Below are 12,824 nucleotides of genomic sequence, written 5' to 3' on the forward strand. Positions count from 1 at the left end.
CCCACCTCTGCTCCCGCCAGCTCCGCATGGGCGGGAGCGATATCTCAGACGAAGCCAAAAAAATAGTATGTATGGAGCACTGGTTAGCAGGGAATTATTTATTCATTCTAGCGACGCCATTGCGCTTCTCTCTCTCGCTCCTTTCTTCGAGCTTCTTCTTTTTTACGATACAGCGGTGGATAATAAATATTTCCCCAGTCCCATTTGCCGAACCAGACATTCATCAGGGCGCTAAATACAATGATAAGGACGATATAAAATATAACAAAACCCTCATCACCACCCAGATTAAAAAGATCGCTGGCTAAGGAATGCTGAGCGTGACTGAACCAGTGCGGATGGTAATCAAGTATCATGAAAAACAGGATACCAAAAAGTAAATCGCCAACTTTGAATCTTTCAGTGAATTTACTGCGCCAGGCGGAATCATGTTTTTCATAGTAATTAAGTAAAAACTGATTATTCTCTTCCAGTGCTAAATCAAGGACTTCTCTTGAGGGTACCTTACCCGGGTATCTCTCGTAATCGCTCTGCGGGCGAAGAATATCCGGAAAGATGCTGCTGTATATGATCTCATTCAGCACTTGCCTGAAGAGACTGGCGACAAAGGGCATGAGGGTTGTGGCTATCAGCCCCAGAGCCGCCAGTGCGACGCAGAAGAAACCAAGGTGTTCGGTCCAGCTAATGGCCTGTACGGGCCAGGTCAAAATCCCCTGTCCGCTGTAAGCCAGCAGCGCCAGATCGGCGAAAAGGACAATATAGATGAAGCGTATAATCCACTGCCATTCCCAGATTTTATCCATAATACCTAAGCCTGCCGGAAAAGAGGGTTTATCTTTCTTTTCTTCCGTCATAATTTATCCCTGCGATTATATGTGAAACAGACATCTTTTCTGGAATAAAGAAACTGGCGCTAAATGCGCCAGTTCTTAATGTACTCTCATTAACGACAGTTACCGCATAATCCGGGCTCGTCAGTGCTTCTCAATATACATGGTCCGGCTATACGCCACGTCTTCTGGGTTATTAATCGGATATCCTTTCACCCAGGGCTTAATCAGGCGACCGTTGGTGTACTGATAAATTGGCGCGATAGGTGCTTTCTCCATAAGGATTTTCTCCGCCATGTTGTAGTCCGTATTACGCGCTTTCGCCGTGGTTTCCAGCGTCGCCTGGTGAATAATTTTATCGTAGGCCGGATCGTTATAACGCGAGATATTGCCGCTGTGGGTTGAGGTCAGCAGGGACAGGAAGGTCGAAGGCTCGTTGTAATCACCTACCCATGACGCGCGGATCACATCAAAATTGCCGGTGTTGCGGCTGTCGATATAGGTTTTCCACTCCTGGTTTTGCAGTTTGACATCCACACCGAGATTTTTCTTCCACATGGACGCCACCGCAATGGCGATCTTCTGGTGGTTTTCCGACGTGTTGTACAGCAGGTTCAGCTTCAGCGGACGCTGAGGACCGTAGCCTGCGGCCTGGAGCAAGGTTTTCGCCTGAGCGTTCAGCTCCTGCTGCGACATCTGCTCGAACGGTGAAGGGTCAGGGGTGAAACCCGCCGTCACGTCAGGGGTGAAATGCCAGGCCGGCTTCTCGCCGGTACCTAACACCTTCTCTGCCATAATGCGGCGATCGATAGTCATGCTCAGCGCAAGACGCACCCGGGCATCGGCCGTCGGCCCCTTTTGTGTGTTAAACGCGTAGTAATAGGTCCCAAGCTGGGGCGGCGTATACACCTGTCCCGGAATGTCCTTCAGGAGCTTCTGATACATGTTTTTCGGGAACGATTCGGTGATATCAATATCCCCGGCCAGATAGCGCTTAGTGGCGGACGATTCCTGGTTAATAGGAATAAAGGTCACTTTTTGCAGGACGGTTTTCGCGTTGTCCCAGTAATGGGTGTTCGGCACGACAACCAGTTTTTCATTCACCACGCGGTCGTTCAGGACGTAGGCGCCGTTACCTACCAGTGCGCCGGGACGCGTCCACTCCTTACCGCTTTCAACGTTCGCTTTTTGCACCGGATAGAAGGCAAAGTTCGCCGTCAGGTTGCTAAACCACGGGAGCGGTTTGTCCAGCTGGACGCGTAAGGTTCTGGCATCCACCGCCGTCACGCCCAGGGTATCTGGCGCCGCTTTGCCATCAATAATGGCCTGCGCGTTGTTGATGCCTGCCAGCGCCGCAAACCAGGCAAACGGAGACGTGGTTTTCGGGTCAACCAGACGCTGCCAGCTGTAGACAAAATCCTGCGCGGTGACGGGCGTACCGTCAGACCATTTCGCGTTATCGCGCAGGGTGAACGTCCAGATACGGTTATCGTTGCTCTGCCAGCGCGTCGCTACCCCTGGGGTCAGTTCCCCTTTCTCGTTCTGATTCACCAGCCCTTCGAAAAGATCGCGAATTACCTGAATCTCGGGTAATCCCACCGCTTTTGCCGGATCGAGCGAAGCGGGTTCGTCTTTAATATGCCTGACCAGCTCCTGTTTTTGCGCCAGTACCGTGCCCTGTGGCACATCAGCAGCGTACGAGAGTGTAGAGAGTCCGCACAGGTACAGTGCAGCACAGAGACGCGAAACAGGATGCTTCATAAGATCCCCTTTAATGAATTCAGGTAACAATCAGATGCGTAATTATTTGTTTCGAAACAGAGAAATGCAAATACCTTCGTCCGGAATAGTGATTTGAGGCAATTCTCAGCCGTCACGGAAACTATTTGATTAACAGCGGGTTTTGCACAACACTGCCTGTAGAGACTTCTTTATCAGGATTTCGTATGGCAACCACCCGACCGCGAGCGGAGCGCGGCGCCTTTCCGCCGGGCGCCGAGCAATATGGCCGCTCATTTTTAGGCGCATCGCTGATCTGGTTCCCGGCGCCCGATGCCGATCGCAACAGCGGTTTGATCATTGCCGGCACGCACGGAGACGAGAACTCTTCCATCGTCACGCTTTCCTGCGCGCTGAGGACGCTGACGCCTTCGTTGCGACGTCACCATGTGATTCTTGCCGTCAATCCGGACGGCTGTCAGCTGGGATTGCGGGCGAATGCGAGAGGAATCGACCTGAACCGTAATTTCCCGGCGGCAAACTGGCGCGCAGGGGAAACGGTATATCGCTGGAACAGCTCCGCCGAGGAGCGGGACGTGGTGCTGCTAACGGGAGATAAGCCCGGCTCGGAGCCGGAAACGCAGGCGCTGTGCCAGCTTATCCATAAAATCCACCCAGCATGGGTTGTCTCCTTCCACGATCCGCTGGCCTGTATTGAAGATCCGCGCCACTCTGAACTGGGCGAGTGGCTGGCGCAGGCTTTCGCCCTGCCGCTCGTCACCAGCGTGGGCTATGAAACCCCTGGTTCCTTTGGTAGCTGGTGCGCCGATTTGAGCCTGCCCTGCATCACAGCTGAATTCCCGCCGATTTCCTCCGACGAAGCTAGCGAAAAATACTTAAAAGCGATGGTGGAGCTTCTGCGCTGGCAGCCTCAGAGATGAAGCACGCCGCTGGTAAAATGAAGCGCCGGTGAAACGTCAACCGCCAGCCAAGTCGGACCATCCAGATCGGCGAAACGGACCTGATTGACCAGCGGCAGCGCCGCGCCGATCGCCCGGGAGGTGCAAAGCATGCACCCCAGCATAAGGGCAAACCCCTGCGCCCTGGCGTCCGCCGCCAGTGCCAGGGCTTCTGTCAGCCCGCCTGCCTTGTCGAGCTTGATATTGACCATGTCATAGCGACCCTTAAGCTCGCTCAAATTTTCGCGGGTATGGCAGCTTTCATCCGCGCAGACGGGCAACGGATGGATAAAATTCTTCAGCGCCGCATCATCTTTTGCTGGCAGAGGCTGTTCCAGCATCGCCACGCCCAGATCGGCCAACAGCTGGCATCGCGCTGCCAGCCCTTCAGGATGCCACGACTCGTTGGCGTCAACAATCAGCGTGGCTGAGGGCACCGCAGAGCGAATGGCAACCATCCGCTCGCTGATCAGACGATCGTCGAGCTTCACTTTTAAGAGCGCGGCCCCGGCGTCATAGAGCGCTTTCGCACTGGCGGCCATCTGCTCCGGCTCACCAATCACGACCGTTTGCGCCGTCACGACGGACTCAGGCAGCACCACACCCAGCAAGGACGTCAGCGATTTTTGCTGCTGAGCGGCTTCAAGGCTCCAGAGCGCACAGTCGATAGCGTTACGCGCCGCCCCGGTGGGCAAACGCTGCTGTAACGACTCACGCGTGAGACCTTTTTGCAGGTCAGGCACAACGGTCATGATCTGCGCCATCACCGACGCAAGGCTTTCTCCGTAGCGCGGGTAAGGCGTACATTCCCCGACGCCTTTAAACCCCTCTTCTTCGATTTCAACCACGACCACGCTGGCTTCACTTCGGCTGCCGCGGGAGATCACAAACGGGGTATGCAATGGCCAGGCTTCTTCATAGACCTTAACGCTTCTCATCACTGACTCCTTGCGGCCCGGAAAGGCGAAAAATTTGGTTTGCCGTGTTATCCGCTGATGGCATACACTAGCCCCGACGTTAACTATATGTAAACAGGAAGATATCTATGTCACAACTCGTTCATTTCCAGGGCAACCCGGTTGCTGTTGCAGGTTCCATTCCGCAGGCTGGCAGCAAAGCGCAGGCTTTTACTCTGGTGGCTAAAGATCTGTCTGACGTCACACTGGCTCAGTTTGTGGGCAAACGCAAAGTACTGAACATTTTCCCAAGCATTGATACCGGTGTTTGTGCCGCATCCGTGCGTAAATTCAACCAGCTGGCGACTGAAATGGACAACACCGTGGTGCTGTGCATTTCCGCTGACCTGCCGTTTGCCCAGTCCCGTTTCTGCGGTGCCGAAGGCCTGAGCAACGTCATCACCCTCTCCACCCTGCGCAGCGCAGATTTCCTCGAGAAATACGGCGTCAGCATTGCGGAAGGCCCACTGAAAGGTCTGGCAGCACGTGCTGTACTGGTTCTGGACGAAAACGACACTGTCGTTTTCAGCGAACTGGTTAACGAAATCACCACCGAGCCAGATTACACTGCCGCGCTGGACGTGCTGAAAGCATAATAAGTCCTTAGCATTCTATACAACTTATTCTCAACCTCGCTTCGGCGGGGTTTTTTATTACTTTAAAGCTGAATCGTTAAAGCTAAAATGCTCGCAAGTCGCATTAATCATGCAATAACATGAGCAATTTGTAACATGAGCGTGATCAACAACGCATAATAATCGTTAAAACTCCCTATTTTTGGCCGCAGTGAAGCACATCACATTTCCCTTTTTGCCTAAACATTAGATTTGCTTACGAAAGAAAATAATCGTTTCAGCAAAAAGGATTAAATATGAAGATTAAATTCGCTTTTACGCTCCTGGCGGTACTGATTTCTGGCCATGCAGCGGCCAAAACCTGGGTGCTGACAAGCGCTGAAAGCAGCGTAGAAAAAGGAAACTGGAAAATTTCCAGTGATGAGCTGAAAGTTAAGGAGAAAACGTTCAGCATTGAACAAAAAGTCTTGCACGGCGGTAAACAGGAAGGCAGTAAAGTAATCATTATTAGCAGCAAAGATGGCCTGACCATTACCCTGAGCCCTACCCGTGGCATGAACCTTCTGCACGTGGAAGGGTTTGGCACCCGACTGGGTTGGAACTCTCCTGTTAAAGAGGTCGTGAACCCGGCTTACATCAATCTTGAAAGCCGCAACGGTCTCGGCTGGCTGGATGGTTTCAACGAGATGATGGTGCGCTGTGGCTACGAGTGGACAGGTCATCCGGTCACCGCAGATGGGCAAATTTACACCCTTCACGGCAGGGCCGGAAATACACCGGTGTCGCAGGTGGAAGTTGAGGTGGCGGATACCGCTCCGCATGAGATCCGCGTTCGGGGTTTAATCAAAGAGAGCACGTTTAAAAAAGCGGATCTGCAAACCATGACCGAGCTGCGCTACGTTCCCGGAACCAACCGGTTCAGTCTGCACGATGTTCTGACAAACCATGCCGATTACCCTCATGATTATCAAATCATCTATCACAGCAACTTCGGCACGCCGATCCTCGAAGAAGGCGCACGTTTCCTTGCGCCGGCGGCGAGCGTGAGCCCATTCAATGACTACGCCAAAGCGGGCGTAAACGACTGGCAAACCTACGCCGGGCCGACAAAAGGCTTTGATGAGATGGTCTTTAATATTCAGCCGCTCGCCGACAACAACCACGAAACGCTTGCGGCAGTGGTCAATAAAGCCGGCGATAAAGGCGCGTCAATCCAGTTTGATACCCGCCAGCTGCCCGTGCTGACCTTATGGAAAAACACCGACACGCTGAAGCAGGGCTACGTCACGGGCATCGAACCGGGCACTAGTTACGCCTACCCCGTCACGATTGAACGTGAGCAGAAGCGGGTTAAGCAGCTGCAGCCCGGTGCAAGCGCGCAGTTTGATCTGACCTACACCCTGCTCCACAGCCCGCAGCAGGTGAAAGAGGTTGAAAGCAGGATTGCGTCGATTCAGAGCGAGACAAAAACAGAAATCGTTAACACGCCGATGGCGAAGGAATAAACGTAAAGTAAAAAGCCTCTTTGCAGAGGCTTTTTTGTTATTCGTCACCTTTCTTATGATTCAAACCGTACTCACGCAGCTTGTTCGCGATCGCGGTGTGCGAGACGCCAAGGCGTTTTGCCAGCTTGCGGGTGCTGGGATAGCTGCGGTACAGCTGCGTCAGCACAGAGCGCTCGAAACGGCTGGTAATATCGTCCAGCGAACCTTCCATCGCCTCTTCCCCTACCGATACCGTTCCGGCGTCGTAATCCGGCAGCAGGATATCCTGCGGGCGCAGCTCATACCCTTCGAGCTGGGTCAGCGCGCGATAAACGGCGTTTTTAAGCTGACGAATGTTGCCCGGCCAGCCGTAGCGCATCAGCACCGTGCCCAGATCGGCAGACAGCTTCGGACGCGGCACACCCTGCTCGTCGGCAAAGCGTGCGACGAACAGCTCCGTGAGCGGCATGATGTCCTGCGGGCAATCGCGCAGCGGCGGAATGTTGAGCGTCAGGACGTTAAGGCGGTAATAGAGATCCTCGCGGAAGATCCCCTTTTGCACCAGTTCAACCAGGTTTTTCTGGGTGGCGCATATAACGCGCACGTCCACATGCACTTCGTGATCCTCACCGACGCGGCGGAATGTTCCGTCGTTCAGGAAACGCAGCAGCTTAGCCTGCATACGTGGCGACATTTCGCCAATTTCGTCCAGCAGCACGGAGCCGCCGTTAGCCTGCTCGAAGAACCCTTTCTTACCTTCCGGCGCGTGACCAAACAGCTCGCTTTCAACGGCATCTTCCGGAATAGAGGCGCAGTTAAGTGCCAGATAAGGCTTAGCCGCGCGCGGACTCGCCAGATGCACCGCATGAGCCAGGAGGTCTTTCCCTGTGCCGGTGTCCCCGGTTATCAGCAGCGGCGCGGTCAGGCTTGCGAGCTTACGCGCCTGATCAACCACATGGCGCATTTTCGGGCTGACGGCAATAATCTGGCTGAACGCGCCAACGTCCTGACTGGAGAGGTTTTGCAGCTGGCGACCCATGCGTAGCGTCGAGCGCAGCATGATCACCGCCCCGGTCAACACGCGAGTATTCCCTTCCCCTTTCAGATAGACCGGCGTGATCTCCATCAGGAAATTCTGCCCGTTAATCACCACATGCTCGCTAAGCGTGTTCTGCGGATTGCTGTCCAGCCAGCGCTGGAAGTTAAAGCCGGGGATCAGCTGCGCGGCGTTATGATTGCTGAGCTTCTCCTGGCTCTGCGCGAAAAGCTGGCAGCTCGCGTGGTTAACGCGCTCAACTTTGCTTTTCAAATCCAGGGAGAGGAACGGTTCAGGCATGGCCTCCAGCAGCGCGCTCAGCGCTAGGTGCTCACGTTCAGAAGGCATCCAGGGAATGGTGCGTACATCCGTAACGCCAGCGATACGGCGGATTTCCGCCATCAGGCTGCTGAATGTATTAAATTCAATTTCGGCAAAATTGAGGTAAATTCGCCCGACAGGATCGATCTCAATGCCACGTAAATCAATGCTACGTAAAACAAGAAGATCGAGTAATTCGCGGGTCAGACCGAGACGGTCTTCACAGAAGACTTCAAGACGCATGGGAAATTCACCGTTTTAAGCCAGTAACAGTAAAATGATATGTCAGAACACGGTGATCGGGAAGATGGCTGTCAACAAATATTGACAGCCAGCACGATAAGTGAACAAAACCTCACGGAGCCGGTTTCTTATTGAGCGTCTCTTTGAGCTGGCCGATCAGCTCGCGCCTGAAATCCCCCAGTCGCGGCTTATCGCCGTCAATCCAGGGCAGCGGACGGCAGACCTCCATCGCTTTAATCCCCAAACGCGCCGTCAATAATCCTGCGCCAATCCCCTGGGCGGCACGAGCAGAAAGACGCGCCGCCAGATCCTGCGACATCCAGTCCATTCCCACTTCGCGCACCAGCTCACTCGCCCCGGCAAACGCGATATTGAGCAGGACCAGCTTAAACAGCCTGAGCCGACTGTAGTAACCCAGCTCTATGCCGTAAAGGTTCGCGATACGGTTGATCAGGCGCAGATTACGCCAGGCGATAAAGGCCATATCGACCAGCGCCAGAGGGCTGACGGCAATCATCAGGGTGGATTCCGCCGCAGAACGGCTAATCTCGCGCCGCGCCTGGGCATCCAGCACCGGCTGAACCATGTGGGAGTAGAGCGTCACCACTTCCCGATCGTTCTGGGTTTCATGGATGGCGGCGTACCAGCGCTGAAGCGCCGGGTGCGACTGATCGATTCCGGCCTGGCTGGCCAGCTTTTCACAGAAGGCACGACCTTTGCCGGTGCCGTGACTGTGGAGCAGATCCCGCGCTTCATCACGCTCGTGCGCGCGCTGGCGCAAACGCCAGAGCCGACGCCACTCGGTGGTAACCGACCCGATGCCCGCCCCCACAATCAGCGCGCCTGCTGCACATCCGCCGAGCGCCACCCAGTCCTGAGTTTGCCAGGCATTCATCGTCCACTGCACGCCCTGCCCAACCACGCTTACGCCAAACAGCGCCAGACCGGCGGTGACCATCCTGCGCCACAGGCTGCGTTTGGGACGCAGAGCGGCTTCCACAACCGCCTCTGCCGGACCTTCCTCGACGGCGGGCTCCTCTGTCAGGGCCGGGGAAAAGTTATCGGCCTGCGTGCCGCTGAACGTCTGCGCGGTTTTGAACGCCTCCTGAGAGTCGTGCTCAAGCGTTCCGGTAAAGTCTATGCGCGGTTTTAACGGTTCCGTCATCGCAATTTATCTCCAATCAAAAACTCCAGCGCCGCATCCAGACGGATGTGTGGTAAAGGCCTGTCGACACTCATTGCCTGCGGGCGGAAGGCTTCAAACTGGAAGCCCTGGTTCTGCCAGAAGGCCTGACCCGGCAGCCGCGCAGGCACTTCGCCCGGATAGACGGTAAGCGGCTCACCGTCGCTGAGCCGGTTCCCGCGTAATGCCGGTATTTTCTCGCCGTTAAGATCAATCAGCCCGCTTTGTGTCGCCTGCACGGACGCGAGCCCAAGGCAATCCATGCCGATCCCTTCGAAGGCGGCGTTTTGCCAGGCGTCCTGCACCAGCTGCTGCAGCAGCGATACCATATTGGCATGCTGGTCGACCGTGACGTGATCGGCCTTCGTGGCCGCAAAGAGCAGTTTGTCGATCACCGGTGAGAAAAGACGACGGAACAGCGTCCGCTGCCCGTAGTGAAAACTTTGCATCAGCTGCGTCAGCGCCAGGCGCATATCGTTGAAGGCCTGCGGCCCGCTGTTGAGAGGCTGCAGGCAATCCACCAGCACAATCTGACGATCAAATCGCAAGAAGTGGTTTTTATAGAATCCCTTGACCACTTTTTCGCAGTAGTAATTGTAACGCTCGCGGAGCATCCCGGCGTTCGTGTGCTTATCAGCCTGCGCCAGCGTCGACTCGCCCACCCCATCCACATCCGGCCAGGGGAAAAACTGAAGCGCAGGTGCGCCCGCTAAATCACCCGGCAGAACAAAGCGACCCGGCTGAATGAAGTGCAATCCTTCCTGTTTACACTGGTGCAAATACGCCGTCCAGGCGTCTGCAATGGCCGCAAGACGGTTTTCATCTGCTGGCGCAAGCGGGTCCAGTCCTTCGCAAAGCTGTCGCCATTTGGCCGACCACCCTGCGCGTTGCCCCTGCAACAAGCCCGTCATCTGGCGGGACCAGCTGAGGTAATCCTGCGCCAGCATCGGCAGGTCGAGCAGCCATTCGCCGGGGTAATCGACGATTTCAAGGTACAACGTGGAGGTATCCTTGAAGTGGCGCATCAGGGATTCATTCGAGCGAAAACGCAGCGCAAGACGAATTTCACTGACCCCTCGCGTCGGGGTCGGCCACGCGGGCGGATCGCCATACAGCTGCGCCAGCCCTTCGTCATAGGTAAAACGAGGAATACCAAAATCGCGCTGAGGGACGCGCTTCACGCCCAGCAGACGTTCTTCCCGCACCGCGCTGAGCAACGGCAGACGCGCCCCGGCATGCAGGTTCAGGAGCTGGTTTACCATCGCGGTGATAAACGCCGTCTTACCGCTGCGGCTCAATCCTGTTACCGCCAGTCGCAGATGACGGTCAACGCCACGGTTAACCAGTGAATTAATTTCGTTTTTAAGTCGCTTCATCGCCGTCCTTCGTTGCCCGGAAGCCTTGAATGCATGGCTTCAGAATACAATAAATGGGGGCAGATCGTTGATTATCAATTCTTATTTATTGCTATTGCCGTTTTCTCTCCAGTAAGATGAACGGCATTGCTGTCAGTCCGGAGTGAGTAAGGTGTATGTCACCCACCATCTATGATATCGCACGGGTTGCGGGCGTATCGAAATCAACCGTTTCCCGCGTTCTGAATAAACAAACGAATATTTCTCCCGAAGCGCGTGAAAAAGTGCTGAAGGCGATTGACGAATTAAATTATCAGCCCAACAAACTGGCCCGCGCCCTGACCTCTTCAGGCTTTGATGCCATCATGGTTATTTCGACCCGTTCAACCAAAACCACTGCCGGTAATCCCTTTTTCTCCGATATCCTTCATGCCATTACGGCAAAAGCGGAAGAAGAAGGATTTGACGTTATTTTACAAACCTCAAAAAGCAGCGAGGACGATCTGCTGAAATGCGTGAGTAAAATTAAACAAAAGATGATCAAAGGGATCATAATGCTGAGCTCACCGGCAAATGAATCCTTTTTCACCACGCTGGATGCGTATGGCGTACCGGTAGTGGTTATCGGCAAAGTGGAAGGTGAGTATCAAAATATCTATTCCGTCGACACAGATAATTTCCATGACAGCGCCACGCTGACCGAAACCTTTATTAAAAACGGACGCCGTAAAATTGCCTGTCTGCATGCCCCGCTTGATTATCATGTTTCGATCGATCGCCTTGCGGGCTTTAAAGCCAGCCTGGAAAAGCACCATATTGCCCTTAACCCGGACTGGATCAGGGATGGCGGTTATACCCATGAGAGCGCGCTTACTGCGGCTCTGGAGCTGTTGTCTTCATCCACGCCGCCCGATGCGGTATTCGCTACCGACAGCATGAAGTTACTCAGCCTCTATCGTGCGGCGGATGAGTTGAATCTGATGATTCCAGAGCAGGTGGTGATAGCCGGATACAGTGACCCGATGCTGTCTCTCATTTTAACGCCCGCACCTGGCGGGTTTGATATCCCCACCCGAAAGCTGGGGGAAGAAAGCTGCGATCTTCTTTTCAGACGTATAGCAGGTCATCCCGCCCCGCAAAAAGTGCTGGTTGATACCCATTTTATACTGGCGGCCTCGCTGCGCTAAAACCAGGGGCAGTTAGCCCCTGGAATACACACGATCAGAAAGCGTAATTTACGCCAACGCCCGCATAGTGGAAGCGGTCGTTTTTACCCTCGTCATGATTTTCCCATTCATAGGCGTATTCAAGCGTCATGGATAAACCGTTATTGAAGTCATAGGCGTACTGCATACCCAGGCGGTTGAAATTATGTCCTTCACGCTCGGGATCGTCCTGCCAGTCCCAGTTCGACCAGCGATCGAGCCCCAGTCGTGTGTAAGGCGTTAAGGTGGTCTGGCCTAACGAAATAGGCAGATAGGCACGAATTTCCTGGGTGGAGAATTCTCCGTTATTACGGGAACCGTCCATGTTGAACCCGCGTTCTAAATAGTAATTCACTTTAGCGGCAAAGGTGTCGTTAATGGTCCAGGTAAAGCCCGTTTCGGTTTCGACGCGGCTGTCTGAATAGCCGGTTTTTTCCAGATCGTTAGCAAACTGATACATGGCAAACCAGCCGCCAAAACGCCAGTCGTCGGTTAATTTTATATCCCAGTCAGGCTGAATTTTGTAGCGCTGCATATTAGCGCTGCCGTCTCTGGCGCCGTGTTCATCCTTAAAGTGATAGCCGTAATTACGGAAGCCACCGGTCAGACCGAACGTAAAATCATCTGTTCCGATAAAGCGATAGCGTAATTCAAATTCAGGACGATCGAAATAGGTGCCACGGGTCATGCTGCTATAATCAACCGGCCCTTCCTGATACATCGCCAGCGAAATAGTCCAGGCATCCCAGGTCGCATTAAACCACACGGAAGGTTCATATAACCCGTCTTTATCCTCCCCCTGGCCTTCGACGTTTTCTATTTCATACATCGCGCCAATATTAAATTCCCACTTTTTAGCGCTTTCTGTTGCGTGTGCGCAGCTAACCCCTGCGCACAGCACGAGCGCAGCACTTTTTAGTAGAGTACTCATCAAATATTCCCTTTATAAATAACAAAC

General features: G+C 54.1%; 11 protein-coding genes. 4 read left to right on the forward strand and 7 right to left on the reverse strand.

Features of this window, described 5'->3' with window-relative positions:
* Positions 1-107: 107 nt before the first annotated feature.
* A complete protein-coding gene (locus ELK40_RS12605) occupies positions 108-854 on the reverse strand; it encodes a hypothetical protein (RefSeq protein WP_127731210.1) in 747 nt (248 codons plus the stop codon).
* Positions 855-974: 120 nt separating this feature from the next.
* On the reverse strand, positions 975-2,591 hold the full coding sequence (locus ELK40_RS12610; protein WP_115875332.1) for a peptide ABC transporter substrate-binding protein: 1,617 nt from the start codon (positions 2,589-2,591) through the stop codon (positions 975-977).
* A gap of 185 nt (positions 2,592-2,776) precedes the next feature.
* Between ELK40_RS12610 and mpaA the strand changes: the two genes are divergently transcribed.
* Positions 2,777-3,490, forward strand: a complete 714-nt coding sequence (gene mpaA / locus ELK40_RS12615) for a murein tripeptide amidase MpaA (protein ID WP_111965078.1) — start codon at positions 2,777-2,779, stop codon at positions 3,488-3,490.
* On the opposite strand, the gene ycjG is transcribed toward mpaA, so the two are convergent.
* The gene (gene ycjG / locus ELK40_RS12620) at positions 3,481-4,446 is read right to left on the reverse strand and encodes an L-Ala-D/L-Glu epimerase (protein WP_127731212.1); all 966 of its coding nucleotides are present in this window, start codon (positions 4,444-4,446) and stop codon (positions 3,481-3,483) included. The two genes, mpaA and ycjG, sit on opposite strands and share 10 nt — an antisense overlap.
* A gap of 107 nt (positions 4,447-4,553) precedes the next feature.
* Here ycjG and tpx point away from each other — a divergent pair, with 107 nt between their 5' ends.
* Together tpx and ELK40_RS12630 are read left to right on the forward strand one after the other, a co-directional pair.
* Positions 4,554-5,060, forward strand: a complete 507-nt coding sequence (tpx, locus tag ELK40_RS12625) for a thiol peroxidase (RefSeq protein ID WP_127731214.1) — start codon at positions 4,554-4,556, stop codon at positions 5,058-5,060.
* Positions 5,061-5,335: 275 nt separating this feature from the next.
* Positions 5,336-6,544 (forward strand): aldose 1-epimerase family protein, encoded by a 1,209-nt coding sequence (locus ELK40_RS12630; protein WP_127731216.1) that lies wholly within the window; start codon positions 5,336-5,338, stop codon positions 6,542-6,544.
* Positions 6,545-6,581: 37 nt separating this feature from the next.
* Here the strand turns inward: ELK40_RS12630 and tyrR are convergent, their stop codons facing one another.
* From tyrR to ELK40_RS12645, 3 genes are all read right to left on the reverse strand, one after another.
* Positions 6,582-8,123 carry a transcriptional regulator TyrR gene (gene tyrR / locus ELK40_RS12635; RefSeq protein WP_023312028.1) on the reverse strand — a complete coding sequence of 514 codons (1,542 nt, stop codon included), beginning with the start codon at positions 8,121-8,123 and terminating at the stop codon, positions 6,582-6,584.
* Positions 8,124-8,235: 112 nt separating this feature from the next.
* The gene (locus ELK40_RS12640; RefSeq protein WP_127731218.1) at positions 8,236-9,288 is read right to left on the reverse strand and encodes a YcjF family protein; all 1,053 of its coding nucleotides are present in this window, start codon (positions 9,286-9,288) and stop codon (positions 8,236-8,238) included.
* The gene (locus ELK40_RS12645) at positions 9,285-10,682 is read right to left on the reverse strand and encodes a YcjX family protein (RefSeq protein ID WP_127731220.1); all 1,398 of its coding nucleotides are present in this window, start codon (positions 10,680-10,682) and stop codon (positions 9,285-9,287) included. Before ELK40_RS12645 ends, ELK40_RS12640 begins: the two co-directional genes overlap by 4 nt.
* Positions 10,683-10,837: 155 nt before the next feature.
* Between ELK40_RS12645 and ELK40_RS12650 the strand changes: the two genes are divergently transcribed.
* Positions 10,838-11,848, forward strand: a complete 1,011-nt coding sequence (locus ELK40_RS12650; RefSeq protein ID WP_127731222.1) for a LacI family DNA-binding transcriptional regulator — start codon at positions 10,838-10,840, stop codon at positions 11,846-11,848.
* 34 nt (positions 11,849-11,882) lie between these two features.
* Here the strand turns inward: ELK40_RS12650 and ELK40_RS12655 are convergent, their stop codons facing one another.
* Entirely contained in the window at positions 11,883-12,797 is a 915-nt protein-coding gene (locus ELK40_RS12655; RefSeq protein ID WP_127731224.1) for an OmpG family monomeric porin, read from the reverse strand.
* Between the last annotated feature and the right edge of the window lie 27 nt (positions 12,798-12,824).

Origin of the sequence: Enterobacter sp. N18-03635 (assembly GCF_004006055.1) — a bacterium.
Taxonomy (GTDB): Bacteria; Pseudomonadota; Gammaproteobacteria; order Enterobacterales; family Enterobacteriaceae; genus Enterobacter; species Enterobacter vonholyi.

Coding starts and splice junctions, on each gene's coding strand:
- mpaA (WP_111965078.1), top strand. CDS start 2,777: ATGGCAACCACCCGACCGCGAGCGGAGCGCGGCGCCTTTCCGCCGGGC.
- ELK40_RS12610 (WP_115875332.1), bottom strand. CDS start 2,591: ATGAAGCATCCTGTTTCGCGTCTCTGTGCTGCACTGTACCTGTGCGGA.
- ELK40_RS12605 (WP_127731210.1), bottom strand. CDS start 854: ATGACGGAAGAAAAGAAAGATAAACCCTCTTTTCCGGCAGGCTTAGGT.
- ELK40_RS12640 (WP_127731218.1), bottom strand. CDS start 9,288: ATGACGGAACCGTTAAAACCGCGCATAGACTTTACCGGAACGCTTGAG.
- ELK40_RS12650 (WP_127731222.1), top strand. CDS start 10,838: ATGTCACCCACCATCTATGATATCGCACGGGTTGCGGGCGTATCGAAA.
- ycjG (WP_127731212.1), bottom strand. CDS start 4,446: ATGAGAAGCGTTAAGGTCTATGAAGAAGCCTGGCCATTGCATACCCCG.
- ELK40_RS12655 (WP_127731224.1), bottom strand. CDS start 12,797: ATGAGTACTCTACTAAAAAGTGCTGCGCTCGTGCTGTGCGCAGGGGTT.
- ELK40_RS12645 (WP_127731220.1), bottom strand. CDS start 10,682: ATGAAGCGACTTAAAAACGAAATTAATTCACTGGTTAACCGTGGCGTT.
- ELK40_RS12630 (WP_127731216.1), top strand. CDS start 5,336: ATGAAGATTAAATTCGCTTTTACGCTCCTGGCGGTACTGATTTCTGGC.
- tpx (WP_127731214.1), top strand. CDS start 4,554: ATGTCACAACTCGTTCATTTCCAGGGCAACCCGGTTGCTGTTGCAGGT.
- tyrR (WP_023312028.1), bottom strand. CDS start 8,123: ATGCGTCTTGAAGTCTTCTGTGAAGACCGTCTCGGTCTGACCCGCGAA.